Origin of the sequence: Actinokineospora terrae (assembly GCF_900111175.1) — a bacterium.
GTDB classification, from domain to species: domain Bacteria; phylum Actinomycetota; class Actinomycetes; order Mycobacteriales; family Pseudonocardiaceae; genus Actinokineospora; species Actinokineospora terrae.
In genome coordinates this window covers 87,493-111,038 of sequence record NZ_FOGI01000005.1, presented here as the reverse complement: position 1 = coordinate 111,038, position 23,546 = coordinate 87,493, and the positions used below count along the sequence as shown (strand labels likewise).

General features: G+C 67.1%; 25 protein-coding genes and 3 tRNA genes. 8 read left to right on the top strand and 20 right to left on the bottom strand.

What is annotated here, in order from left to right; all coding sequences use genetic code 11:
• Nucleotides 1–85 precede the first annotated feature (85 nt).
• From nusG to BMY07_RS11930, 11 genes are all read right to left on the bottom strand, one after another.
• Nucleotides 86–967, bottom strand: coding sequence for a transcription termination/antitermination protein NusG (gene nusG, locus BMY07_RS11980; RefSeq protein ID WP_092777604.1), 882 nt, complete (start codon nucleotides 965–967; stop codon nucleotides 86–88).
• A gap of 55 nt (nucleotides 968–1,022) precedes the next feature.
• Nucleotides 1,023–1,439 (bottom strand): preprotein translocase subunit SecE, encoded by a 417-nt coding sequence (gene secE, locus BMY07_RS11975; protein ID WP_092777602.1) that lies wholly within the window; start codon nucleotides 1,437–1,439, stop codon nucleotides 1,023–1,025.
• Between the two features lie 61 nt (nucleotides 1,440–1,500).
• Nucleotides 1,501–1,573: transfer RNA gene (locus BMY07_RS11970), tRNA-Trp, on the bottom strand.
• A gap of 208 nt (nucleotides 1,574–1,781) precedes the next feature.
• Nucleotides 1,782–2,879, bottom strand: a complete 1,098-nt coding sequence (locus BMY07_RS11965; RefSeq protein WP_092777600.1) for an aminotransferase-like domain-containing protein — start codon at nucleotides 2,877–2,879, stop codon at nucleotides 1,782–1,784.
• A 61-nt stretch (nucleotides 2,880–2,940) separates the two neighbouring features.
• Nucleotides 2,941–3,342 (bottom strand): MaoC/PaaZ C-terminal domain-containing protein, encoded by a 402-nt coding sequence (locus tag BMY07_RS11960; RefSeq protein ID WP_092777598.1) that lies wholly within the window; start codon nucleotides 3,340–3,342, stop codon nucleotides 2,941–2,943.
• Nucleotides 3,339–3,797, bottom strand: a complete 459-nt coding sequence (locus tag BMY07_RS11955) for a MaoC family dehydratase N-terminal domain-containing protein (protein WP_092777596.1) — start codon at nucleotides 3,795–3,797, stop codon at nucleotides 3,339–3,341. Before BMY07_RS11955 ends, BMY07_RS11960 begins: the two co-directional genes overlap by 4 nt.
• A 124-nt stretch (nucleotides 3,798–3,921) precedes the next feature.
• Complete coding sequence (rpmG, locus tag BMY07_RS34955; RefSeq protein ID WP_092777594.1) at nucleotides 3,922–4,086, bottom strand: 50S ribosomal protein L33; 165 nt, start codon at nucleotides 4,084–4,086, stop codon at nucleotides 3,922–3,924.
• A gap of 158 nt (nucleotides 4,087–4,244) precedes the next feature.
• Nucleotides 4,245–4,317 (bottom strand) — tRNA-Met (locus BMY07_RS11945).
• A gap of 62 nt (nucleotides 4,318–4,379) precedes the next feature.
• Nucleotides 4,380–4,452: transfer RNA gene (locus BMY07_RS11940), tRNA-Thr, on the bottom strand.
• Between the two features lie 76 nt (nucleotides 4,453–4,528).
• Nucleotides 4,529–7,246: a putative bifunctional diguanylate cyclase/phosphodiesterase gene (locus BMY07_RS11935; protein WP_092777592.1), complete on the bottom strand. Its 2,718-nt coding sequence runs from the start codon at nucleotides 7,244–7,246 to the stop codon at nucleotides 4,529–4,531.
• A 144-nt stretch (nucleotides 7,247–7,390) separates the two neighbouring features.
• Nucleotides 7,391–8,155 carry a PhzF family phenazine biosynthesis protein gene (locus BMY07_RS11930; protein WP_092777590.1) on the bottom strand — a complete coding sequence of 255 codons (765 nt, stop codon included), beginning with the start codon at nucleotides 8,153–8,155 and terminating at the stop codon, nucleotides 7,391–7,393.
• Nucleotides 8,156–8,187: 32 nt separating this feature from the next.
• On the opposite strand from BMY07_RS11930, the gene BMY07_RS11925 reads away from it, so the two are divergent.
• A complete protein-coding gene (locus BMY07_RS11925; RefSeq protein WP_092777588.1) occupies nucleotides 8,188–9,072 on the top strand; it encodes a GNAT family N-acetyltransferase in 885 nt (294 codons plus the stop codon).
• Here the strand turns inward: BMY07_RS11925 and BMY07_RS11920 are convergent.
• Nucleotides 9,069–10,010 carry a winged helix DNA-binding domain-containing protein gene (locus tag BMY07_RS11920; protein ID WP_177215547.1) on the bottom strand — a complete coding sequence of 314 codons (942 nt, stop codon included), beginning with the start codon at nucleotides 10,008–10,010 and terminating at the stop codon, nucleotides 9,069–9,071. The genes BMY07_RS11925 and BMY07_RS11920 overlap by 4 nt on opposite strands.
• A complete protein-coding gene (locus tag BMY07_RS11915) occupies nucleotides 10,007–10,426 on the bottom strand; it encodes a VOC family protein (RefSeq protein WP_092777584.1) in 420 nt (139 codons plus the stop codon). Before BMY07_RS11915 ends, BMY07_RS11920 begins: the two co-directional genes overlap by 4 nt.
• A 99-nt stretch (nucleotides 10,427–10,525) precedes the next feature.
• On the opposite strand from BMY07_RS11915, the gene BMY07_RS11910 reads away from it, so the two are divergent.
• Nucleotides 10,526–11,035: a sigma-70 family RNA polymerase sigma factor gene (locus BMY07_RS11910; protein ID WP_177215546.1), complete on the top strand. Its 510-nt coding sequence runs from the start codon at nucleotides 10,526–10,528 to the stop codon at nucleotides 11,033–11,035.
• Complete coding sequence (locus tag BMY07_RS11905; protein WP_143073449.1) at nucleotides 11,032–12,249, top strand: hypothetical protein; 1,218 nt, start codon at nucleotides 11,032–11,034, stop codon at nucleotides 12,247–12,249. The genes BMY07_RS11910 and BMY07_RS11905 overlap by 4 nt, the downstream gene beginning before the upstream one ends.
• Before the next feature lie 68 nt (nucleotides 12,250–12,317).
• Here the strand turns inward: BMY07_RS11905 and BMY07_RS11900 are convergent, their stop codons facing one another.
• Nucleotides 12,318–12,869 carry a hypothetical protein gene (locus BMY07_RS11900; RefSeq protein ID WP_143073448.1) on the bottom strand — a complete coding sequence of 184 codons (552 nt, stop codon included), beginning with the start codon at nucleotides 12,867–12,869 and terminating at the stop codon, nucleotides 12,318–12,320.
• Between the two features lie 836 nt (nucleotides 12,870–13,705).
• On the opposite strand from BMY07_RS11900, the gene cmk reads away from it, so the two are divergent.
• Together cmk and BMY07_RS11890 are read left to right on the top strand one after the other, a co-directional pair.
• Nucleotides 13,706–14,380 carry a (d)CMP kinase gene (cmk, locus tag BMY07_RS11895; protein ID WP_092777576.1) on the top strand — a complete coding sequence of 225 codons (675 nt, stop codon included), beginning with the start codon at nucleotides 13,706–13,708 and terminating at the stop codon, nucleotides 14,378–14,380.
• Nucleotides 14,381–14,543: 163 nt separating this feature from the next.
• Nucleotides 14,544–14,987, top strand: a complete 444-nt coding sequence (locus tag BMY07_RS11890) for an HIT family protein (protein ID WP_092777574.1) — start codon at nucleotides 14,544–14,546, stop codon at nucleotides 14,985–14,987.
• On the opposite strand, the gene BMY07_RS11885 is transcribed toward BMY07_RS11890, so the two are convergent.
• The 6 genes from BMY07_RS11885 to BMY07_RS11860 form a co-directional block, all read right to left on the bottom strand.
• A complete protein-coding gene (locus BMY07_RS11885) occupies nucleotides 14,966–15,568 on the bottom strand; it encodes a class I SAM-dependent DNA methyltransferase (RefSeq protein ID WP_177215545.1) in 603 nt (200 codons plus the stop codon). The two genes, BMY07_RS11890 and BMY07_RS11885, sit on opposite strands and share 22 nt — an antisense overlap.
• Before the next feature lie 46 nt (nucleotides 15,569–15,614).
• Nucleotides 15,615–16,337, bottom strand: a complete 723-nt coding sequence (locus tag BMY07_RS11880; protein WP_143073447.1) for a hypothetical protein — start codon at nucleotides 16,335–16,337, stop codon at nucleotides 15,615–15,617.
• Nucleotides 16,338–16,423: 86 nt separating this feature from the next.
• Nucleotides 16,424–18,115, bottom strand: a complete 1,692-nt coding sequence (gene thiL / locus BMY07_RS11875) for a thiamine-phosphate kinase (RefSeq protein WP_143073446.1) — start codon at nucleotides 18,113–18,115, stop codon at nucleotides 16,424–16,426.
• 335 nt (nucleotides 18,116–18,450) lie between these two features.
• Entirely contained in the window at nucleotides 18,451–18,996 is a 546-nt protein-coding gene (locus BMY07_RS11870; protein ID WP_092777566.1) for an NUDIX domain-containing protein, read from the bottom strand.
• 321 nt (nucleotides 18,997–19,317) lie between these two features.
• Complete coding sequence (locus BMY07_RS11865; protein WP_092777564.1) at nucleotides 19,318–21,000, bottom strand: DUF262 domain-containing protein; 1,683 nt, start codon at nucleotides 20,998–21,000, stop codon at nucleotides 19,318–19,320.
• 98 nt (nucleotides 21,001–21,098) lie between these two features.
• On the bottom strand, nucleotides 21,099–22,232 hold the full coding sequence (locus BMY07_RS11860) for an NsdA family TPR-like regulatory protein (protein ID WP_092777562.1): 1,134 nt from the start codon (nucleotides 22,230–22,232) through the stop codon (nucleotides 21,099–21,101).
• Nucleotides 22,233–22,283: 51 nt separating this feature from the next.
• On the opposite strand from BMY07_RS11860, the gene BMY07_RS11855 reads away from it, so the two are divergent.
• The 3 genes from BMY07_RS11855 (at nucleotide 22,284) to BMY07_RS11845 (ending at nucleotide 23,478) form a co-directional block, all read left to right on the top strand.
• Nucleotides 22,284–22,877, top strand: coding sequence for a G protein-coupled receptor family protein (locus BMY07_RS11855; protein WP_143073445.1), 594 nt, complete (start codon nucleotides 22,284–22,286; stop codon nucleotides 22,875–22,877).
• On the top strand, nucleotides 22,874–23,104 hold the full coding sequence (locus tag BMY07_RS11850; protein WP_092777558.1) for a hypothetical protein: 231 nt from the start codon (nucleotides 22,874–22,876) through the stop codon (nucleotides 23,102–23,104). The genes BMY07_RS11855 and BMY07_RS11850 overlap by 4 nt, the downstream gene beginning before the upstream one ends.
• A gap of 65 nt (nucleotides 23,105–23,169) precedes the next feature.
• On the top strand, nucleotides 23,170–23,478 hold the full coding sequence (locus BMY07_RS11845; RefSeq protein WP_245782334.1) for an XRE family transcriptional regulator: 309 nt from the start codon (nucleotides 23,170–23,172) through the stop codon (nucleotides 23,476–23,478).
• The last annotated feature ends 68 nt before the right edge of the window (nucleotides 23,479–23,546 follow it).

Genomic DNA, 23,546 nt, shown 5'->3' with positions numbered 1-23,546 from the left:
TATGCGGCGCGCGGAGCACCGCCGAGGACACGGACCGCGCGAATGGCTGCGCGCGACCGTGCCTGCCGGTCCGGTGGCCGGACCGTCAGATCTTGGAGACCTGGGTGAACGACAACTCGACCGGGGTCTCCCGACCGAAGATCGACACCAGGACCTTCAGCTTCTGCCCGTCGGCGTTGACCTCGCTGATGGTGGCGGGCAGCGTGGCGAACGGGCCGTCCATGACGGTGACCGACTCGCCGATCTCGAAGTCCACCTCGACCGTGCCGCCCCGACCGGCGCCGGCAGACGAGCCCTTGGCCGCGGCGGGCTTAGCCTCCTCGACCTGCGGGAGGAGGAACTTGAGCACCTCGTCGATGGTCAGCGGGGACGGCTTCGAGGTCGCGCCGACGAACCCGGTCACGCCGGGGGTGTTGCGGACCGCGGACCAGGACCCGTCGTTGAGCTCCATCCGGACCAGGATGTAGCCGGGCAGCACCTTACGCTGCACCTGCTTGCGCTGGCCGTTCTTGATCTCGGTGACTTCCTCGGTCGGCACCTCGACCTGGAAGATGTACTCCTCCATGTCCAGGGTCTGGATGCGCGTCTCGAGGTTGGTCTTGACCTTGTTCTCGTAGCCCGCGTAGGAGTGCACGACGTACCAGTCGCCGGGGGCCGAGCGCAGCGCGTCGCGCATCTCGGCGACCGGGTCGGCCGGGGGGGCGTCGATCGGCGTGGTGTCGACCTCGGCCTCGGCCGGGGTCTCGTCATCCGCGTCGTCGGCCGAGTCGTCGGTGTCCGAGTCGGAGTCGTCCGAGTCGTCGGACGCGTCGTCGTCGAGGGCGTCCTCGGCGGCGTCGGTGTCGGGTGCGGCCTCGACGACCTCGTCGGCGTTGACCTCGTCGGCGGGCCCGACGTGGTCGACACCGTCATCGGCGACGAGGCTGGTCAGGTCGCTGCCCTGGGCCGCGCCGTTCTCGGAGGTCACAGTAGGTCTCGCTTCCTTTCGTGCAGCACGTGTTCGCGGCGGTTGCGGCGTGGACTCAGCCGAACAGCCAGAACACGCCCTTGCCAAGGCCGACGTCGAGGCCCGCCACGAGCGCCACCATGAAGGTGACGAAGACCAGCACGACGGCCGTGTAGCCGATCAGCTGCTTGCGGGTGGGCCAGATGACCTTGCGCAGCTCGGAGACGACCTCGCGCAGGAACCGGGAGGTCCTGGCGAAGATCGAGCCCCGGTCGTCCTTGCGGTCGCGGGTGGGCGTCGGGCGGCCCTTGCGGTCGGCGGAGTCGGACTTGGCCGCGTTGTCCGGCCGTGCCTTGCTCCTCGGTTCCGCCTTGCCGTCAGCGTCCTTGCGCGCGGCCGGTCGAGCCGCACCGCGGCGCTCGCGCCGGGCAGCGGCGGTGGACGGACGAGAAGGGCGCTCCTGCCCCTCTTCCCGCTCCTGGTCCTCGGCCACGCTTCCTCCGCTCGATGGTTACCCAGTCCTGCGCGGGGTCAGCCGGGCCGGACGTTCAACGCAGGGGCGACAGGAATCGAACCTGCAACCTGCGGTTTTGGAGACCGCTGCTCTGCCAATTGAGCTACACCCCTTCGCACTCCTACCGGCCACTCTACCGGCGGACCGCGTTCGGACGCACTCCACTATCCCCACCGGAAACCCGAGGGGGACGGTCAAGTCGTTCCAAGCACGAGAGCATACGGTACCCGCTCCCACGCTCCTAAACCGAGCCCCGATCAAGGCCCTGACCTGCCGGTTCGCCATGGTGATCAAGAACACGGCGAACCGGCGGGCGCCCGCTCACGCACCCAGCGAGCGGACCGCGTCAGCGAGCCGGGCGACACCCTCGGGGATCTGGTCGACCCGCACGCCGGAGTAGGCCAGGCGCATGGTCGACCGCCCACCCTCCAGCAGGAAGTCGGTGCCCTTCACGAAGGTCACCCCGCGCTCCTCGGCTGCGGGCAGGAGCTTGGCGACGTCCACGCTCTCCGGGAGCTCGACCCACATGAAGTAGCCGCCCTCGGGGGCGGTGAACTTCGCCTCGGGCAGCTGCTCGGCCAGCGAGTCGCACAGCACCTGCACCCGCTCGGCCAGCGCGGCGTTGACCGTGGCCACCGCGTCGTCGAACCGGCCGCTGATGGCGAACTGGTGCACGATCGCCTGGGCCAGCATGTTCGGCGAGATGTAGGTGTTGGTGGCGGCGACGCGGACCTTGTCGATCAGCTCGGGCGTGCCCACCAGGTAGCCGACCCGGGTGCCGGGGGCGACCGTCTTGGAGAAGGAGCTGGCGTAGACAACGCGGCCGCGGCCCTCGTCGAGCTCGAGCATCGTCGGCAGCGGCTCGCCTGCGAAGCGGATCTTGACGTACGGGTCGTCCTCGAAGATGAGGAAGTCGTACTGCTCGGCCAGCTCCAGCAAGCGCTTGCGCTTGGCCAGGCTCAGCGTGTAGCCGGCCGGGTTCTGGAAGTTGGGGATGATGTGGGCGAAGGTCGGGCGCAGGCCACCGGCCAGCAGCTCGGCCAGTTCCTCGGTGTCGATGCCGTCGACCTCGAGCGACACCGGGCGCACGTCGGCCTCGCGCTGGCGCAGGCCGAGCAGGGTGCGGTCGTAGGTCGGGCGCTCGACGACCACCGGCTGCCCGGAGGTGACCAACTGGTCGAACAGGAACGCGTCGGCCTGCATCGAGCCGTTGGTGACCAGCACCTGGTTCTCGGCGACGCCGTGCAGGTCGGCGAGGCGCTTGCGCAGCGGGAGGTAGCCGACCGCGGTGCCGTAGCCGAGCGCGGCGCCGGGGTCCTTGGTGAGTGCGGCGTCCGCGGCGGCCTTGAGGCCGTCCACGTCGATGATGTCGAGGGAGGGGGCGCCGCGGGCGAAGGAGATGAGTTCTGAAGCCGTCACGCGTGGAATCTAGATGAACCGGGCGTGGCCTGGCCGATGGGGTCGACCACGCCCGGTGGTCCTACGGGCGGACGATCGCGATGGCCTTACCGAGCACTGCACGGCCCTCGAACTTGGCTGACAGGTCGACGCGGATGGTGCCGTCTTCCAGGATCGCGCCTACCTTGCCGCTCAGCTCTACCAGCGCGCCGGTGTCGTCGTTGGGGACGACCACGGGCCGGGTGAAGCGGGCCTGGTAGTCGACGAGCGCGCCCAGGCCCCACGCGGTCACGACGCGACCGGCGAGCGCCATGGTCAGCATGCCGTGCGCGATCACGTCGGGCAGGCCGACGCCCTTGGCGAACGCCTCGTTCCAGTGGATCGGGTTGAAGTCCAGCGCCGCGCCCGCGTAGCGCACCAGGTCGGCCCGGGTGATGTGGACCTTCAGCTCGGGCAGGGCGTCGCCGACGGCGATCTCGCTCACGCCTGGCCCTCCTCGGCGTCGCGCACCACGAGCAGGGCCCGGGTGGTGACCCTCGGCTCGCCCGCGTCGGTGCGGATCTCCGCCTTGAGGGTGATGAAGTCGTTGCCCGCGCGCCGGGAGATGCTCTCCACGACCGTGGTCACCGCGAGCCGGTCGCCCGCGACGACGGGGCTGTGGTGGGTGAAGCTCTGGTCGCCGTGGACCATCCGGCTGTAGTCCAGGCCCAGCTCGGGGTCGTTCACGATCCGGTTGATCGACGCCAGGTTGACGATGGTGGTGAAGGTCGGCGGCGCCACCACGTCCGCGTACCCCAGGGCCTTGGCGGCCTCGACGTCCAGGTACTCCGGCCGCGGGTCCCCGATCGCCTCCGCGAACTCCCGGATCTTCTCCCGCCCGACCTCGTACACCGACTCCGGCGGATACTCACGCCCCACGAACGACTGCTCCAACGCCACACCCCCAACCCTACCCACCCACGACAAAGGCCACCCCACACAGGTGGGATGGCCTCATCGTCCCGCTGGACCTAACCGAACACTGGCGTGCCCACGACCGTGAGCGCCAGCGAACCGGTCGTCGTCAGCGGGTTTCCTTGTGCAGCTTGTGGGTCTTGCAGTTCGGGCAGAACTTCTTCAGCTCCACCCGGTCCGGGTCGTTGCGCCGGTTCTTCTTGGTGATGTAGTTGCGGTGCTTGCAGCTCTCACACGCGAGCGTGATCTTCGGCCGCACGTCAGTTGAAGCCACAACAACCAGCCCTTCACAAACATCAACAACCCCACGGACAGCCACCCGCCGGGGGTCCGGGGGCGCGCCCCCGGCTGGGGGTCTGGGGGCTCGGCCCCCAGAGACAATGGCGAAGCGACGAGGCCAAGGCATTCACTTGGCACACGTCACCCATCGCGTAGCGATGGCCGGACTTGAACCGGCGACACAGCGATTATGAGTCGCTTGCTCTACCGACTGAGCTACACCGCTCTGACATGGATCAAGCCGCGCCACACCGCTGATCTTCTCGGTGTACCGCGGCCGAACCGTCGAGCCCCTTTACGGAATCGAACCGTAGACCTTCTCCTTACCATGGAGACGCTCTGCCGACTGAGCTAAAGGGGCTTGTCCCCGGGGTTGCCCCTGGCGACATGGAGTACTTTACACAGCCCTCCGGGAAGCTCCAAAACGGGGGGTCGATCTACGACAGCAGGGTCAGCACGGTCTCGTCGCGCATGCCCCTGGCCTGCATCGTCCTGGCCTGCAGCCAGGCTTCCAGCCTGCTCTCCGACAGCGGTCGGGAGATCAAGTAGCCCTGGGCGACGTCGCAGCCCATGCCTGCCAGCTGGTCGCGCGCGGCGTCGTCCTCGACTCCCTCGGCGACGACGGTGAGCCCGAGCGAGTGGCCGAGTTCGACGATGGAGCGGACCACGGCGAGGTCGCCGAGGTCGGTGCCCATGCCGAGCACGAAGCTCTTGTCGATCTTCACCTCGTCCACCGGGAGCTGGCGCAGGTAGGCCAGCGAGGAGTAGCCGGTGCCGAAGTCGTCGACGGCGAGCACGACGCCGAGGGTGTGCAGGCGGCGCAGCACCGGCAGGGCGCGCTGCGGGTCGGCCATGACGCCGGACTCGGTCAGCTCCAGGGTGAGCAGCTCCGGCGGCACCCCGTGCCGGTCGAGCGCCTCGGCGACCCGGTCGGGGAACGAGGGGTCGTCCAGGCTGCGGACCGACAGGTTGACCGCGGCGGCGATGCGCAGGCCCCGGTCCATCCACTTGCGGACCCGGATCAGGGCCTGGTCCATGACGAACGTGGTGAGCGCGTCGACCAGGCCCGCGGCCTCGACGGCCGGGACGAACTCGTCCGGGTCGAGCCTGCCGAACTCGGGGTGGCGCCAGCGGACCAGCGCCTCGACGCCGAGCACCTGGCGGCTGGGCAGCGCGACCTTGGGCTGGTAGTGCACCTTCACCTGGCCGGTCTCCAGCGCCTGGCGGAACTGGGTGACCAGCTGGAAGCGGCGCAGGAAGATCTGGCCCATGGTGGGCAGGTAGGCCTTGACCGTGTCGCCGCTGGAGCGGGCGGCGCGCAGCGCGACGTCGGCCCGTTGCAGCAGGGCGTCGACGTCGGTCTCCAGCGGGGCGCCCTCGTGCTCGCCGCAGCGCGGGCCGGAGTAGCCGACGACGGAGTTGGCCTCGACGGTGAGCCGGTCGACCGGGTACGGGGCGGCGAGCTCGGCGCGCAGCCGCTCGGCGATCCCGTGCGCCTGCTCGGGTGTGGTGTCCAGCAGCAGCGCGGCGAACTGGCCGCCCTCCAGCCTGGCCAGCGCGACCTCGGGGCCGAGCGCGTCGCGCAGGCGGCGACCGGCGGCCACCACCATGCGGTCGCTCCAGGCGTAGCCGAGGGCGTCGCTGACGGTGGAGAGGACGTCGAGGTCCACCCGCAGCACGACCGAGTCGTGGTGGCGGCGCAGCGGGTCGCCCGCGGCGCGGCGGAACCCGGGGCGGTTGAGCAGGTTGGTCAGCGGGTCGTGGTAGGCGTCGTGGCGCAGGGTGGCCAGCAGCCGCCGGTTGTCCATCGCGGTGGCCAGGTGGCTGGCCATGGTGCCGATGAGCCGGACGTCGGCCTGGCCGAAGCCGCGCCAGCGGGAGAGCTTGTCGTGCGCCTCGACCACGCCGAGCAGGTGGCTGGCGCTGCGCAGCGGCACCACGAGCGCCTCGTCGGCGGCCCGGCGGAGCAGGGCGTGCCGGATCTCGGGGGTCGCGTCGCCGCGGCGGAAGTGCCGCACGTGCGAGCCGGGCAGGCGCAGCAGGGCGTCGGCGCGGGAGCCGGTGGCCTCGACGTCGTGCGACTCGGGCGGCAGCTCGTCGCCGGAGACGACGGTGTGCAGCGGGAGCTGCGGTTCGAAGCGCAGCCGCAGCACGACCCTGCCCGCGCCGAGCTGGTCCTTGATGCGGTCGGCGATGGTCTGCCACTCGTCGCTGTCGGCTATCTCGGTGAGGTCCGACGGTTCGGTCCGACCCAGCGAGGGTTTAGCCGCGGCCTGGTGGCCGGAGCGGGCGACGATAAGGCTGACTTCGGCGAGCGCTTCTAGGTCGCGTTGTTCGCGGAGCAGGCCGGAGTAAGCGATGTAGAGCGCGGAGAGGCCGGCGAGGGCAAGCACGAGCAGCGGCCATCCGGCCTCCGCGTGCGAGACGACCTGGTAGCCGACTACACCCATAGACGCATTGACCAGGCCAAGAACCAAGGTGCGCAAGACAAGTCTGACGGCGGCGTTGAGGCGCATGGTGCGACCGAGCACGCGCACGCACACCAGGGCGAGCAGGGTGCTCGACAGCGGCGCGACCAACGCGCCCGCCAGCACTCCGGCCCAGGCGGGCCCGAGGTCGCCGAGCACGTCCTTGACCCAGGTGGCCACGGCGAACGCGCTGGTGATCTCGAAGATCATCGCGCCCGCGTTGTAGAGGATCCGGTCCTGGACCTTGCGCACCAGCAGGGTGCCGACGCCCGCCAGCAGGTGCGCGGCGAGCACGACCTCGAACGGGGCGACGAACAGCCCGATGACCAGCGGGATCTCGCAGAAGGAGATCGACCAGGACACCCCGGTGCGCACGTCGATGTTGATCGCCAACTGCTCGGCGACCAGGAAGCCGAGCGCGAGCAGCAGGCCCACCACGACGACGTTCGGGGTGTCGCGGGCGGGCAGCCACCAGGAGACCAGGCCCGCGGCGACGAGACCGGAGACCAGCACCAGGATGGAGAAGAAGAGGAAGCGGCGGTCGGGCGCCTGCTCCTCGGCCTGCCACGCCTGGTCCCTGCTCGGGTCCTGGCGAGTCGGGTCGGGATGAGCCAGTTCGGCGTGTGGCAGATCGCCGCCGCGCACCAGCCCCGTGCCCGGTTCGACCGCTCCAGGATGGTCCGGCATGCAACCTCCTCCAACGGCCGCGGGCGGTGGCCCTGGTGACCTTCCCGGCGCATGGCGGGACCCCGACGGCCCGCTGACTGTACCCCGATCAGGCGAAAGAGGCACGTGTGCTAGTTACCCGCGGCCACCAAGTTCAGCGACCGTTCAGCAGGTGAGAACGCCGGCCAACACGGTCACGGCCTGCCCGGTCAGCCGGATCCGGTCACCGTCCACCCGGACCTCGACGGTCCCGCCGCGGGCCGACAGTTGGTTGCCCAGCAACAACGTCTTGCCGAGCACGGGACTCCAGTAGGCGGCGAGCGTGCAGTGCGCCGAGCCGGTCACCGGGTCCTCGTCGATGCCGACGGCGGGGTAGAAGCAGCGGCTGACGAAGTCGGCACCCTGATCACCGGGTGCGGTGACTATCACCCCTCTGGACGAGTCGAGGGCGAACGCAGAGAGATCGGGCCGCAGGGCGCGCACTTCGGCCGCGGAGGCGACGCGGACCAGGAAATCCTCCCGGCCGCGGTGCACCTCGAGCACGGTCACGCCCGGCAGTGCGGCGACGAGCGGGCCGGGCGGCTCGACGGGTTCGAGCGGGTCGGCGGGGAAGTCCAACTCGATGCCGGTGCCGGTCGCGGTGGCGGTCAGGACGCCGCTGCGGGTGCTGAACCGGCGGTCTCCGCCGAGGACGTGCGCGGCGGCGAGGGTGGCGTGGCCGCACAGGTCCACCTCGGCGACGGGGGTGAACCAGCGCAGCGGGATCGGGTTGGCGCCACGCGTGTCGACGAACGCGGTCTCGGAGTGGTTCAGCTCGGCGGCGACCGACTGCATCCACTCGGTGGGGCGGTCCTCGGTCAGCAGCACGACGCCCGCGGGGTTGCCGCGGAAGGGGCGGTCGGTGAAGGAGTCGACGACGTATACGTCCATGGCTGTCGACCGTACTGCGGTTGGATGGCCGGATGGACGTGTCAGGGATCGAGACCGCGCACGCCGCGCGGGTCGCCGCGCTCGACCCGCTCCTGCCGGTGCCGCCGCCGCTGGCCCCCGGGACCGGGCGCCTGGTGACCGTGGCCGGGGGCGCGGGGATCGCCTGGTCGCAGCAGACGCCCGCGAGCGATCCGTGGAGCCCGCGGCGCAAGCACCTGCTCGAGGTCCGGCTGGCCGACCCGGCCGCGTTCGGCGACCTGCTCGACTCGTGGTTCGACCTGATCCACAGCTCGGTCGTGCCCGGTGACCTGGACTGCGCGGCCGTGGTGGAGGTGCCGAGCCGCGACACCGAGGGGGTGCTCGCGTTGGTGCACCGGGGTTTCACCGCGTCCAGCGTGATCGCGGTGCGGTTGCCCGGGCGTGGACCAGTGGTCGAACCATCCGATGTGGTGGTGCGTCCCGCGGGGCCCGAGGACCTGGCCGTGGTGCTGGACCTGACGATGGCGGTGGTCGAGTACGACGCGCCGTTCGGGAAGATCACGCCGCGCCCGGAGGTCGTCCCCGCTCTGCGATCGCAGCTGGCCGCGTCGCTGGGCCAGATCTGGCTCGGCTGCCGGGGCGACGAGGTGCTCGGTCTCCTCCAACTGCAACTCCCCCCGGCCTCGGCCTGGTGCGACCGCTACTCGGCCGCGCAGGGGGTCGGCTACCTGGCCAGCCTGAGCGTGCGAGCCGACCAGCGCGGCTCCGGCGTGGGTTCGGTTCTGGTCGCCCACGCCCACAGCCTGTCCGACGAAGCCGGGGTCCCGGCAGTACTACTGCACCACGCGCTGCCGAACCCCCGCTCCACTCCTTTCTGGTACCGCAACGGCTACCGCCCCCTCTGGACCACCTGGCTCCGGCGGCCGGTCCTGCGCTAGTCGCGGTTCCAGCGGGCGATGTCCTGGACCTCCGCCTCGACGTCCAGGCCGGGGTCGGTGATGACCTCGTTCTTCTCCAGGCGCCAGGTGCCGACGACGGCGCCGTCGCGCAGGACGGTGGGCATGATGAAGCCGCCGCCCGCCTGGACGCGCTTGGCGAGCTCGGGCGGGACGATGCCGTCGCGGGACTTGTAGCCCAGCAGGTAGGCGTCGAAGTGGCCGAGCAGGCGGGTCGTGGGACCGGGGTCGGCGACCGGGTCGGCCTGCCGGTCACCGAGGCCCGCGCGGGCCTTGCCGAGCGGGAGACCGGACCACGCGGCGAAGTCCTCGGCGGTGGCGGGGCCGTAACCGGTCAGGTAGCGCTCGGCGAGGCGGGCGACGGCGGCGGGTTCGTCGACGGGGTCGCCCGGGTCGAAGCGGACGTAGGTGGGTTCGGTGTCGGACCGGTCTGGTCCGCGGCGGACGCGGCCGGTCATCGCGGCGTAGGCGATCATGTGCGCGGGCGCCTGGGTCTTGGGGTCGAGCGCGATGCCGTTGTCGGCCAGCCGGGCCACCAGTTCGGCGCGGTTGTGCGGCTCGTCGGTCGCGATGATCTCCGCACCGGCCTCGGCCAGCGCGTCGTCGATGCCGAGGCTGAGCCGCCTGCCCCTGGCCGCGTGCGCGAAGCGGGGGCCGAGCAGGTGCACCAACCAGCCCGCGTCCTCGGCGGCGACCATGTGCAACGTCCCGCGCATGGCCCAGGTCCTGACCACGTCGCCGTCGGCAACCGCTCTGTCCACATCGGACCTGGTGAGCCCCTCGGTCCTGACCCGGACCGCGAGCCGCGCCGGGCGCACGTCCTGGGACTGGATCCCGACGACCCGGCGCACAGCGTCCACGACCGTGACCGCCCTGGGACCGGCCAGGCCGTTGGCGACCGTGCGCGCGACCAGGCTCACCTGGCGAACAACCTGCTCGGGTCGGCCATCGCCTTGAACTCCAGCGCGTTGCCTGCCGGGTCGCGCAAGAACATGGTCCACTGCTCGCCGGGCTGGCCCTCGAACCGCACGTACGGCTCGATCACGAACTCGGTGCCCGCCGCGCGCAGCCGGTCGGCCAGCGCGTGGAACTCGGGGACCGGGAGCACCAGCCCGAAGTGCGGCACCGGGACGCCGTGGCCGTCGACCGGGTTGGTCGCGGCGTCGCCCCGGCTGCCGGGCGCGAGGTGGGTGACGACCTGGTGCCCGGCCAGGTCCCAGTCGACCCAGGAGTCGGAGTCGCGGCCCTGCGGGCAGCCCAGCACCTCGCCGTAGAAGCGGCGCGCGGCGGCCAGGTCGTCGACCGGGATGGCGAGGTGGAACGCGGGCCTGGTCATGGCGTCGACGGTACCGCCAGAAATTTCTCGGCGGGTTGGCAACCTTTCCGGGACCCGGTGCGGTCTAGGGGGTGAGTGACCGCGAGAGGAGGTGACGGCTTGCCCGGCAGTGAAACCGGTTTCGACCAGTTTGTCCGAGACCGGTACGACCAACTGCTGCGCTACGCCGTCATGCTCACCGGCCGCAAATGGGACGCCGAGGAGATCGTGCAGGAAGCGCTCTTGCGCTGCCTGCGCCGTTGGCGTCGTGTGCCCGCGGACAACGCCCTCGCGTACGCACGTAAGGCCGTCTATCACGAGTTCTTACGCGTAGCGAAGCGGAAGCCGCAGGTGTCGCTGGACGACCTGGCCGAGCAACTCGACCTGGACGACTTCACCGGCGCGGTAGTCGAACGCGAACACGTGCTGGTCTTACTGCAACAGCTGCCCCCTCGGCAGCGCGCGGCGGTGGTGGCCAGAGTGGTGCTCGACCTGTCCGAGGCGCAGACGGCGGTGGAACTCGCCTGCTCGGTCGGCACGGTCAAGTCGCTGACCAGCAGGGGGATGGCTCGGGTCAGGCAGTTGTGGGCGGCACAGGCGCCCGCGTCGCAGGGAAGGAGGCGGGCGTGATCGCCGACGAGGAGGACCGCGCCGCCGCCCGGCTGCGCGACGAGCTCGACGGGATGCGGCTGTCGAGCACACCGGACCACGTCGACCGGGTCCTCAAGCACGTCCACGGACGCAGGCGCGCACAGCGCCAGCAGCGGGTGCAGATGCTCACGGCGGTTGCCGTGGTGGTGTTCGCGGTGGCCGGGGCGTTCGTGGTCACCGCGAACCCCAGCCAGGAACCGGACACCTACACCGTCGCCGCCGTCACCCAGTGGCAGCTGCGCGGCGACCTCGCGGGCAACGACGACCTGGTGCGGCGCGCGGAGCACACCTGGAAGACCTCGCTCTACCCGCCGACCGCACCGGTGCGCGCGGTGTTCGCCGGGCGCTCGCCCAACCTCTCGGCCTGCTTCGACCTGATCGTGCTGGTCGCCGACTCCGCGGGGTCCGCGGAGCAGGTCGCGTTCGTGACGACGCCGATCTCGATCTCCGGTAAGCCGGACCAGACCAGCCTGGTGCTGCGCGCGGTCACGACCGTGCCGGACGGGCAGCGGGCGGTCGGGTTCCTGTCGACGACACGGGTCCCGGCCGACGAACCGGTCAGCAGCAACGGGGCGATCGGCGTCGCGCTGACCGCGCCGGGACTGGCCGAGATCGAGGTCCGCACCCCGCTGGTGCTCGACCAGGCGCGGCAGACGAACATCCCGGCAGGCGTCGTGTGGCCCGCGCCGGAGCAGGGCACCGGGGCGTGGAACGCGGAGCTGGTGCTGCGGACCCCCGGCGACCACCGGCAGCAGTTCCCGATCGCCGCGGGCATCGGCGACCCGGTGGTGGAGCACGTGTCCCTGCGCTCGGGCAACGGCGTGGTCCGGGCCACCGGCGGCGGCGTCCGGCAGGGCGACCTCATCGCCACCCCGGACGGCATCATCGGGGTGGTCAGCGCGCCGGACGGCACCGTCGACACCCGGCTGACCACGCTCGGAACCCTCGGCAAGGTCCAGACCTCCACCTCGGCGATCCCGGGCAGGCTCGTCGACGGCACCGGCGGGGTGGTGTTCGAACCCACCGCGGACGGGCTGATCTCGGACGGGAACCGGCTGCAGCTGCTGGCCTGGAACCGGCCGGAACTGGCGTTCGACCTCGGCACGCTGCACACCCACGACCAGGGCTGGCTCGTCACCAGGGCCCCCGGCGTCGTCGGCGCGACCTCGGCGTTGCGGATCGGGGGCAGGTGAACGGGCCGGTCGGCGAGACGCGGGCGGGACGACGTGGGTCGTCCCGCCCGTGGGCCCGCCTGCCCGGATCAGCTCGCCGACGCCCAGCCGGTTCCCCAGACGCGCACGGTCGGGCTCCAGTCCTTGACCAGGCGGAAGTAGTGCTCGTGGTAGGGGTAGAGGCCGGTCCAGCAGTAGCCGTACGAGTTGCCGTTGAGCGAGTAGCGCACCGTCGGCCCGACCTTGGTGTCGGTGCCGTAGGCGTTCCACATCTCGATCTTGATTTCCTTGCCGAAGTAGATGGGATCGCTCCCACCCGTGCCACGCAGGCTCACGCAGGTCCGGCCCGCGCTGGTCGGCCAGAACGTGCGCGAGGCCAGCGACGAGGTGAAGTCGAAGTTGAAGGTGAACGGCAGCGGCACCGCCTGGGCACCCACCCCCTGCCCGGTCGGCCGGTCGAGCCCGTCATCCGGCACCAGCGGCACCAGTGGCGCGTCCTTGCTTGGTCGCGCGTCGGTCTGCTTGGCGACTTCGACCCGGTCGCCGTTCTTGTCCCCCGGTTCGGCAACAGCCTGACCGACCGCCGTCGCCATCGCCACTATCACCAGCGCGGCCACCCCGAAACGCTTTATCGAAGACATGGGCTAAACCCCCGTTACTAGTACCCAGAAGACAGGAAAGGAAAGCTAGCCAGTGCACCAACCACCGCACGTCCGGCGTTCGGGTGACACCCCCCGGAAATAGGCCGTTGACCAGGCTTAATGAAGCAGATGGCAGCACCGCGGCTCGCCGCCCGGACCAGACCGACCCCCCGTTCGGCGCAGCCCCGCTATTCTGTTAATTACCGGCAGCCACCCCCACCCGGCCCAGCCCAGGTGCACCCCCGCTCCACCCCCATTCTGGGTATATGTGAACAAAGGTTTTCCGCCGGGTTGGCTCCCCCGCGGAAATAGCGTCCCCATCGCGCCGCCCTCGCGCGCGATGCGGACGCCAGGGACCGGCCACACTGTGCAGGGGTGTGGCCGGTCCCACTTATTTCCCCACCAGGTTCACCGAGGCCAGCAGCGACTGATACAACCCATGATCCCATGTCTGATCTGTTGTTACCACAATATCGGATCGGGACATTCCGGAAGTCAGCCCGAGCGATGTCCATCATTTGTCCTCTTCTCGACTTGTGGAGAAGAGCGCGAGAGAAACTTCTTGCGAAGAGCGAGGGCATGGCGGGAAGTGTCTACGACCGAGCTGATCACTCGAAAAAACGATGACATCGAACCCGTTGGGGTTGTGACCTGCGATGATGACTACTTTAAGTCGGACTCAGCCGCTCTGCCATGGCGAGCCGCTTACGGACATCACCTACAAGAGGTGCGCAGTCCGGCCTCCCTACGCGTTCCGTGTTGTGTACGCTATGTCGCTCAACGACCCAACCGAATCTGACGCGTGAGCCCACCCACCGCGTTCGGAGGGACAACGGATGGAACAGCACATCGTCATTGCCGTCGATGGTCCGGCCGCCGCAGGCAAAACGACGACCAGTCGAGCATTGTCCGATCGATTCAGCCTCAGCTACCTCGAAAGCGGCCGGGCCTACCGAACCCTCGCCCACGAGGCCCTGTCCACCGGGATCAACCCCGAGGACAGCCAGGCAATGATAGGGCTGATCACGGGAATCCTGCAGCGAAGCCGATCGAACGCACTCTTCGATCCAGCGCGGATCAACAACAGTGAACTTCGCACCACCGCCGTGTCCAAGGCGGTGTCCGCGGTGGCGAAGATTCCTGATCTGCGGAAAGCGATAACGTCACTGATGCACAATTGGGCGCAGAGCAGGACGGCCAGCATCATCGAGGGCAGGGATATCGGCACCGTCGTCTTCCCCGATGCTCGAATCAAGTTCTTCCTGACGGCCAGGGCCGATGAGCGAGCAGCCCGACGGCACAGGCAGGAGATCGGTTCCGACTACCAAGAGGTACTCGCCGACGTGGTGCGCCGCGACCACGAGGACACCTCCCGCGCGGCGTCACCGCTGCGGCCTGCCACCGACAGCGTTGTGATCGACACAACCGACCTGTCCCTCGACCAGGTGATCAACACGATGTCGACGGTGTGCCGGATCGCCGGACTGACCGAAATTCGCCACATCGCCTGACCACCTCAGGAACACGGCCGCAGGGCGCCAGGTGCCGTTCACGCTGGAAATGGGCCTGCCGAGTAGCTACGTTGGCTGTCCAGGTCCCCACCGTGCGACACCTGCCGCCCGACCACGCGCCCGAAACCGAGACCGCCGCCAACGAAAAGATCAGGTGCTCGAGATGAACCAGACAGTCAGAAAACCTCCTGGTGAACCAGGAGGCCTCCTGGAGGAGTGCATCTTCTGCCGGGTGCACGACAACTCGGTGAACGTACTCGTGGACGAAACCCACAACTTCTACGCGCGCTACGACAACTTCCCGGCCACCAAGGGGCACGTGGAAATCGTCCCCAAACGGCACGTTGTCTCACTCTTCGAGCTCTCCGCGCAGGAGGTCTGCGAAGCCTACGAGCTCATGCAGCGAGTCCGCGCCAAGCTGGACGCGGAACTCAGCCCGGATGGGTACACCGTCGGCGTCAACGAAGGCCGCGCGGCAGGCCGAACCATCGACCACCTACACATCCACCTGATTCCCCGCTACACTGGTGACGTCGCGGATCCGCGCGGCGGAATCAGGCAGATCTTCCCGGATTGCGACCCAGGTCAATGGGCGCCCGCCGACTGACGCGCCCCTGACGCGATGAACCAGGTACCGCGCCCACTGGGTTCGGTGACGACATCGCGGAAACCGATGTCTCGCAGCAGATCACTCACCTGTTCCTGGCGCCAGTAGGTGAACCAGCGCGATTCGTCCATCCGCTCCCCCACTCGCCACCCCTCACCGTCCCCCTCCTTGAGGCTGATCGCGATACGCCCACCCGGAGCGAGCACCCGGAACGACTCGCCGAGCACTCCCGCTTGGCGAGCTCGGGGGATGTGGACCAGGCTCCCGCACATCCAGATCCCGGCGAAGGCGCCGTCGGCGAACGGCAAGGCAGCCATGTCGCAGTGCACCGCGGCCGCGCCGACTCGGGACCTGGCGATGTCGAGCATGTTCCGACTGATGTCGGACAGCACCACCGGTCGACCGAGTTCGACGATGTGCTCGGCATCCCGGCCTGCCCCGCACCCGATGTCCAGAACCGGTCCACCGATGCGGAGGGAACCCACGAAGGCGCCGATCTCCTGATCAAGACCGGGGAACTGCGCCAAGCTCGACGTCGCGAGGCGGTATTGAGCCGCTTTGCTGTCGTACAACGCCCGCATGCGCGAGGTGACAGGATCCATTCCGCGCCGCCCTTCGCAAGACCGGTCACACCAGGTCGAACTCGTCACGCGACATCGACATCGAGAGCGCGTTCATCTCCTCGACGACATCGGACTCGTCGAGAGTCGAGAACCCGCGCTCGGCATCCAAGCTGATGCACCCGATGAACCGGCTCTGCGAGTTGCGGATGGGGACCACGAACAGCGCCTTCCGGTGCCGGACCAGTTCGAACTCGGCCCAATCGAGGTTCATGACGGCCTCGGCACCGTGCTCGGCCCGGTAGGTGTCGAACTCGGCCTGCGTCGTGATCGCGTCCAGCCCGGCCGCATCGATCTTGACCTCGCGGTTGTGCAGCCAGCAGAGGCCGACGGCCCCGACGCCCTTCGGCGGCGCGAACGCCCTCGTCTGCGGGGACGAGGACATCCGGTAGGTCGACAACCTGCGCAGCACCCCGGACACCGGGTGGCGCCAGGTCCGCTGCACCTTCCAGAAGTGCAGGGCGAGATCACCGGTTCTCAGCGGAGGTTCCACCTGCCCGCCGACCTCGAGCATCCGCCCGAACGAGGTCAGGATCCGGCGGCGCATGGTGGTCTTCTGATCCGGCAGGGATCTCGCCTGCCACCACTCGAACGGGCTGAGGGCACCGAACAGGCCGACGACGACGAGCAGACCCAGCGGCACGTAGGGCTGGGCGGTGACGATCGAGTTCCAGAACTGGGTCGACGGAACCCCGTTGGCCTTGCCCGCCAGCGCGATACCGGCGGCCATCAAGATCAGTTTGTCGTACGCCTTCGCGGTCCTACGCCCCATCGGCCGCCGTTCCACCCGGTCTCACTGCCCGTATCCCGACCAGCTCACGCCGTCGTCGCGTGCCGCCAGGCGGCGCCTGGGATGTCCACGCGCTCCCCCGAGCGCAGGCGCATGACCGCGCAGGGTTCCTCGGTGATGCGACCGATCACCCCGAAGGAAAGACCCGCGGTCTCGAAGTCCGCCGCCAACTCGGCCGCACGCTCCGGTGGAATGGTGAACACCAGCTCGAAGTCCACCGAATCGCCCATGATGACGGCCAACGGCTCCTTCGACAACGCCCGGCACACCGCGGTCACGGCCTCGGGCACGACGATGGCGGCCTCGTCCACGACCACCCCCACCCCGCTGGACCTCGCAATGCACTCGAGCGTCGCCTTGAGGCCGTCCGAGGTGTCCTGGCAGCTGGTGACGAATCCGCTGCGCCCGAGGAACACACCCTCCCGCACCCGGGCTTGCGGTCGGGTCCAACTCCGCAGCAACTCGTCCCGGTGGTCGTTCTCGATCGCCTCGACCGTCCTGCCGCTGCGGAAGTACTCGGTGGCGGCGCCCGCGGTCCCGGTCGGCGCCGTCAGGCAGACCAGGTCGCCCGGCCTGGCGCCACCGCGCATCAACGCGCGCCCCGGCATGCACGTCCCGAACGCGGTGGCCGACAAGATCAACCGCTCCGCCCCACCGATGTCGCCGCCGATGTTCGGTGCCCCGAAGTCCGCGCAGGCCTGCCGGATCCCGGTCATGACCTCCTCGAACTTCACGTCGTCCATCTCGGCGGGGTACCGCACGACGGAGACCACGCCGATCGGGGTCGCCCCCATCGCCGCCACGTCGCTCACGTTCGCGGCCACCAGGTAGTAGCCCAGGTCGAACTCCGTGAGGAGCCCGTACTCGTAGAGCCGGAACTTCGGTCCACGGACGTAGTCGGACCCGATCACGAGGTCTTGGTCACCGCGCACCGCCAGCACCGCGCAGTCGTCCTGGCTGTCGGCCCCCGCCACGACCGCGACCGTCGTCCCGTCGGCGTGCCGCGCCGACGGGACAGCCGAGGACTGGTTTGCGAAGAGGGTGGAGATGACCCGGTCCAGCCGAGTCGGTTCATCTGAGAACACATTCGGAACGGACATCGTTGCTTTCTCCAGGTGGTTGAGCAGCAGGCGCTGGGCCACTGTCCATCGACTCGTCTTGCCCATCGTTTCGCGGAGGGCTTCTTTTCGGACAACGACGGCGTAGTCCCACTCGGGGTCCTCCATCGAGAGAACACGACCGGCGACGGATCGCAGGTACTGCCGTTTGTTGGACTCACCCGGGAAGTACAGGCGGTAATCATCGCCATACCCGCGCAGGTAGTACGCGCCAGACCACCGCTCGTCGGCGAGGTCTGCTATTCCGGAAAGGCTGACGTGGCCAGCGGTCTCGGCCACCATGAACTCGTCGACCTTGGCGCCGTCAACGGGGAGAAGATGCCAATGAGCGTGCGTGATGCACCCATTGCCGTCTTCGAACTCGGTGGAACCGTGCTCCAAGATGAGCGGTTCGCCGAACGTCGCTCGGTACAGCCCCAGAACCCTGGACACGAGGTGCTCAACCGCTGCCCGGTGCGCCGCCACCACCTCGGAGAACGAGAGGTAGTGCCTCTTGGGCAACAAGAGGAGGTGCCCGACGACGAGCGGCGACATGTCGGCGAGCAGGACGAAGTCCTCGGTCTCGAGAACCAGCCGAGACGGCGGGAACCCTTCATACACGCGAACGAACGAGATATCCCGAGAACCAGCCAACTCATCGCAGAAGTCGGCCCCGGTGCAATGCGTTCGAGTCGTCACGACTTCCCCCTTGAATGAGCAGTTCCAAGCGGTCGCATGAATCCACCATTCGCCCCGAAGGCTGGACGATCCCCAGGAGAATAGCACCAACCCGGAACAGTCGGTAGCGTGTACGACACCGCGCACACCACATGACGACGCGCTGAGACTCCCGTCGCGGTGAATTCGCAGGTCACACCGCGCAGCTAAATGATCAAGCGAGCACTCTGTCCGGCTTCTGTCGAATTTCTGTCATCAAGACCGATCGCCTCCGAGTCCTACCTACGTGAGTTCAGGTAGTACAGCAGGGACACAAGGGTCCCAGAGCCAAGCAATTCCTGTCGCTGCGCCAGTTCGTTGACACGGCTCAGCGGCACCCACTCGACCCGACCCACTTCTTCGGTATCGGTCGGCTCGCCGAGACGTTCGGCCTGACGCCAGAGATAGACATCCACAGGGGCCGTCACCTGACCCGGCAACGGCTGAAAGGCGACAAGGTGTTCCGGCTCGCCCACCGGTCGCCAACCGCTCTCCTCAGCCGCCTCCCGCGCAGCAGTCGCGGCAGCATCTTCACCGTCGTCAACCAGGCCCCCGAGCAGCTCGTACCCCCATTGGCCGGTCGGGAAGCGATAGCGCCAGAGCATCAACGCCTCGTCGCGCTCGTTCACGATCAACGCAATGGCGATCCGAGCAAGGTGCACGACGTGGTAATCCCACCGCTCACCATTGGGCGCCCCAACGTCAGCAAGCCCAACCCGAACCCACCGGTTGTCGTAGACAGTTCGCTCACCGAAGACCGTCCAAGCACCGCGCTCGTCCCCCACGCCCAGCGCACCTCCCACTGGCCCCACGCACTCGTCCCTCGCGCTACGGGCCCCCGTGGGAGCCTGGGGGGTCGCCCCCCAGATACGACAAACAGACGACCGGGTCCACGCATTCCGTGGACACAGGTCGCCTGAGTCTGTGGCGGGTAGAGGATTCGAACCTCTGTAGCTTTCGCGACGGATTTACAGTCGGCTGACCTGCGAAGATGCCGACAAACCCACAGGCATAGTTCACTCGAACGGGGCAGACTGAAGGCTTCCAGGTGCAGGTGACGACCCAGGTTCGCACCCAAACTCGCACCCACTCCGCCACCTCACCAACTAGTCAGACGTGTCAGAGTCAAGATCATCCGCTACGTCGGTATCTCCAGCAGGTGTGACGGCAGGACCACTGATGCGTGCGAGCTCGACAGCCCGACTCTGAAGATCTTCCGCTCGTATGCGCAAGAACGTATCAAAATCGTCCACCAAGGCTGCGTCTGCCGCCTCTCTGGAAACAAGTGACTTGGATAGCCGGTTATAGAACGGCTTATCACCGATTTGTTCGCGCAGCGCTCCAAGATACCCGGAGGGCGCTTTATCTCTAATCTTGATGTTGCTAATTGAGGAGAGCATGATGATATTGGCGACCTTATTTGGCTTGCTCCATTTCTCGCTACGTGCAACGTATGCTTTGGGAAATAGGTGGTGATACTCTTTGTCGTTCGACCAAGCCAAAGATTTGCCCGTGTCTATCTTCTGCCCTGTCAACAAATCGACAGGGCCCTCATGCGCCAGCATCAGAGCCAGCATCTTCGACGTGGCACTGTTAGAACGAAACTCCCTGATTCGCCATACGGACGCCTGAGGGGCCACGCTTCCGTTATCAATGGAGGTTCCACCTTTGGCAAAATCAGCAACGGCATCGAAGTCCGTCGCCATGTTTCCAGTATTCCAACCACCAAAATAGCTGGAGAAGGTCGTCAACCAGAACCACCGTGCAATCTCCTTGTACTGCGCTTCCGTCGGACTTGGAACACGACGAAAGATTTCGGTCAAGACTGCAAACTGGTTTGTATAGGGTATCGCCGCATCACTTGGTACGCCGATCTGCGTAGAAAGGAAATCGGCGGAGCGACGAGCGGCTTGCGAGGTGCTGGAGACAGCATTGTTGAGATCTTCAGCTTTGAGGTCGCGCAGAGAATCCATGTTCTCCGAAGTGAACCCGAGGCCAGCAGAAGCTGCCACACTCCGCAAGATGGTCTTACGATCAATACCCGAGAATTTCTTCGGCTCCAGGTCAGCAAGTATTGAGTCGATCTTCTCGACCAAATCAAAGTCGGGGGACCAAGTTGCAGCTCGCATTAGATCTACAACCGTTAGACGGGTACCGGTGCTGTTAATCCTCTCAAAGACTGGCCCTACGTCCTTTATAGACATATCGCCGAGAGTTACAACCGCAGTTTGATAATCAGTGAATCGATCAAACAGTGCCTTTGCCCTTACGCTTAGACTCTTTTCCAAGCCAACAAGCCTGCTAAAATAGTCTGAGGGGCTAGCGAGGAACCTCGTGGGGACGACGTGAAGAGCAGGCGTATCCAAAGTGTCGAGATGGAGAAACTTCTCCGCCTTCAAGTCGTATGCGATGTTCCATACACTATCAGCCTTAGTTCCAGACCAAAATAGAGCTCCGCATATTGTCGACAACCTCTGCTGACCATCAAGCAGGTAGTTGACGGGGTAATCTGGCCGAGATTCAGCGATCGCAAGGTCCGCAATATTGCGTTCACTGGCGAGCTTCTGCCTCGACTGCCACAGAAGAAGGCTACCGATTGGATAGTTTCGACGAACCGAGTCCAGAAGATCCAAAATCTGAGAGCGCTTCCATACAAAATTTCGTTGAAAACGTGGAAGCAAGATATCGCCAGCAAGAACGCGCTGCGCCAGTTGATTGATTCTCTCCGGAGAAGGCCGCGGATCCCGAAAAGGCACAGAAGTTATAGTTGACGCAACGTTATCGCTCATGCCGCAAGTATAGTGTATAACGCCGACGAGCGAAAGCTGACCGGGAACCGGAAGGAGGAAAACGATGCGACTTACCGAGCTAGCTTGTGGACAAGTTGCTACACAAGCGCTAAAGCCCGAATCACCTGCCTATTTGAGCCAATCTCTGCGGCAACTGCCGCCGCCTCCTTCGCATGTGACGATGCTTGGTCGAAATCCTTCATCGAGCAGTGAATCAGGGCCAGGTCGATGCGGAGCCCTGTGGCGGCACGGACGAACGTGGGGTCCAGGTCGGCAAGGACGGCCGTCAGGACTTCGTGGGCTTCTCGTCGGCCTAGGCGGGCTAGGGCGTGGCCGCGCCAGCGGGTTAGGTGGGTGGTGTCCAGGGCGACGTATGGGCCAGCCTCTGGGGTGGAGGCCGTCAGGAGTTGTTCTGCCTGGTCGAAGCTCGTCAGGCTGAGTCTGGTGTCACCTGCAGCGGCATAGGCTTCGCCTAGTGCGGCTAGGCACCACGAGCGGATCCCCGACGGAAGTGCCCGTGAGTTAGCCGGGTCCAGGCTTGCGAGCAGGTCTACGGCGTCTGTTGGTTGATCTAGGTCGATGAGCACGATCGCTTGTTCAGCGGTGGCGTGGACTAGCCAGCTTGGGTCGGGGACTTCCCGCGCAGCCACCCTGGCGTCCTCGTAGAACCGCCATGCCTCAAGTGGATCTCCGCAGTCGAGTGCTTGCCATCCCGCCAACGTGCACAGTTCGGATTCGATCGCGGCCAGGGGTGCGCGCACTGCGGGGAGCAAGCTGTGCGCCTTAAGGCGGCGTGTCTGCTCAATCTTGGCCCTGACCTCGCCGCTAGTAACGAGTGCGCCGAACTGGCGGTCCAAGCGGCGGAGGTAGGCCAACTGTTCGCGCAGGAGGTCGACCACGGACATGTCCACACGGCTTGAGAGGTGGACCAGGCGGCGAAGTTCCGCAGCCCCATCGTGTGACACGGGGTAGGCCGGGGGGCGAAGCAAGGTCTTGACGTTGTGCTCGAAGAAGCGTTCGAGCAGGCGGGCAGTTGCAGGACGCGGCGGAGCGAGTGGGGAGCCGTCCGGGCGGCGACCGGCGGCTAGGCGCTGGAGGTGGCGGGCGCTGAGGGTGCCTGGCTCGCCGGTGTCGTGGGCTAGGCGTTCTAGGGCTTCAGCGCATTCTTCGTAGGTCAGGTTGCGGTCCCTGATGAGATGTTCGAGCAGGGTTCGCGCTGGTCGTTCGTGCATCGCTCCCACGTCCGCTTATGTCGTTCTTAGGTCGTCCGCAGGTCCTTCCGGATGAGCCGCGCTGACGACACGCTGATGTCAGTGTTGCACGAACGGGAACGGCCTTGTGGAGGTCTTGATGGAGGTGAGCGCGAAAGCATGCGTGCCACGAATGGGCGTACGTACGCTAGGAAACTCGGCGCTGGTGGTGAGGCTGTGAGCGGCGTTCAGGGTAGGTCACTGGGTAGTGCGGACGACTACAGGCAATCGTTGATCGGCTTGGCCGAATCAGTGGCGGCCCACATCGGACAGTTCCACCTGCCGCACCCCGGTCGGATCGGGGCGATCTACCTCAGCCGCAGCCGGGCGTGCGTGGAAGTCGACGTCGATGGGATCCACGCGATCGGCCGCATCTGTGCGGATCTGTTGGCGTGGTACGCGACGCTGACGAATCCGACAGCAATGTTCGCCGCAGCGGCTGACGACTGCGAGCCCCGATTTCGGATTACCGGGGAGTTGCACGACGGGACCAGGGTGGCCGTTGAGGCGCACCCGAATCCGGACGACGTTCCGGCTGACAGAAGCGTGATGGAGATCGGACAACCAGTTGTGGACTGGTTGCTCAGCAAGGCCGACGCGGGTGCGGCCGGAGACGAGGAGACATGAACGACTTGCGCGGCAAGGGATATAGCGCGAGCGTGGCGATTGAGGTGGACTTCTGCGAGATCACCACGGACGTGGGGATCAACGGCACGGAGATCGACTTCAACGGCGGCAGCGAGTTCGCGATCCTGTTCAGCCCAAGGGGGCTCGACAACCTGATCGAGAAGGCGACTGCCGCACGTGAGGAGTACAACCGCGAGTTCGGAACGGACTCGCCAGCCGACCGTTAATCACCGGGTGGTTGGAAGTGGCGACAGAGGATTGGCAGGCGGTAGCCAGAACTATTGACCGGCGCGTGCGGCAGTTGCGTCTGCCGCAATGGGAACTCGCTGAACGTGCGCAGGTGTCCCAAGCCATCATCAGAGAACTTCAGTACAACACGGTAGAACGTCGCCGACATGGCCGGACCCTTGAAGCTCTGTCCATCGCGCTCGAACTGCCTCCTGGGCACCTCGCGGGCGTCCTTGCGGGCACGAACGAAGATCCGACCCCGAACGTTGATGTGGGTGCGCGTCTAGAAGCCATGGAGAAGCGCCTCACAGCGTTGACCGAACGTTTCGACCGGATTGACAGCGCGCTGAAAGACAAGTGGAGACGTCTGTGACACGGCGGCTGCCAGCTCTTGTTGAGAGCTTGGCAGCCGCCGCTTGGCGTGTGGGTGATGTGGGCGGG

Bases quoted from the DNA above. Each gene is read 5' to 3' on its own strand.
- BMY07_RS11935 (WP_092777592.1), bottom strand. From the start codon at position 7,246: ATGCCGGACCATCCTGGAGCGGTCGAACCGGGCACGGGGCTGGTGCGC.
- BMY07_RS11930 (WP_092777590.1), bottom strand. From the start codon at position 8,155: ATGGACGTATACGTCGTCGACTCCTTCACCGACCGCCCCTTCCGCGGC.
- BMY07_RS11925 (WP_092777588.1), top strand. From the start codon at position 8,188: ATGGACGTGTCAGGGATCGAGACCGCGCACGCCGCGCGGGTCGCCGCG.
- BMY07_RS11915 (WP_092777584.1), bottom strand. From the start codon at position 10,426: ATGACCAGGCCCGCGTTCCACCTCGCCATCCCGGTCGACGACCTGGCC.
- BMY07_RS11900 (WP_143073448.1), bottom strand. From the start codon at position 12,869: ATGTCTTCGATAAAGCGTTTCGGGGTGGCCGCGCTGGTGATAGTGGCG.
- cmk (WP_092777576.1), top strand. From the start codon at position 13,706: ATGGAACAGCACATCGTCATTGCCGTCGATGGTCCGGCCGCCGCAGGC.
- BMY07_RS11890 (WP_092777574.1), top strand. From the start codon at position 14,544: ATGAACCAGACAGTCAGAAAACCTCCTGGTGAACCAGGAGGCCTCCTG.
- BMY07_RS11885 (WP_177215545.1), bottom strand. From the start codon at position 15,568: ATGCGGGCGTTGTACGACAGCAAAGCGGCTCAATACCGCCTCGCGACG.
- BMY07_RS11880 (WP_143073447.1), bottom strand. From the start codon at position 16,337: ATGGCCGCCGGTATCGCGCTGGCGGGCAAGGCCAACGGGGTTCCGTCG.
- BMY07_RS11865 (WP_092777564.1), bottom strand. From the start codon at position 21,000: ATGAGCGATAACGTTGCGTCAACTATAACTTCTGTGCCTTTTCGGGAT.
- BMY07_RS11860 (WP_092777562.1), bottom strand. From the start codon at position 22,232: ATGCACGAACGACCAGCGCGAACCCTGCTCGAACATCTCATCAGGGAC.
- BMY07_RS11855 (WP_143073445.1), top strand. From the start codon at position 22,284: ATGAGCCGCGCTGACGACACGCTGATGTCAGTGTTGCACGAACGGGAA.
- BMY07_RS11850 (WP_092777558.1), top strand. From the start codon at position 22,874: ATGAACGACTTGCGCGGCAAGGGATATAGCGCGAGCGTGGCGATTGAG.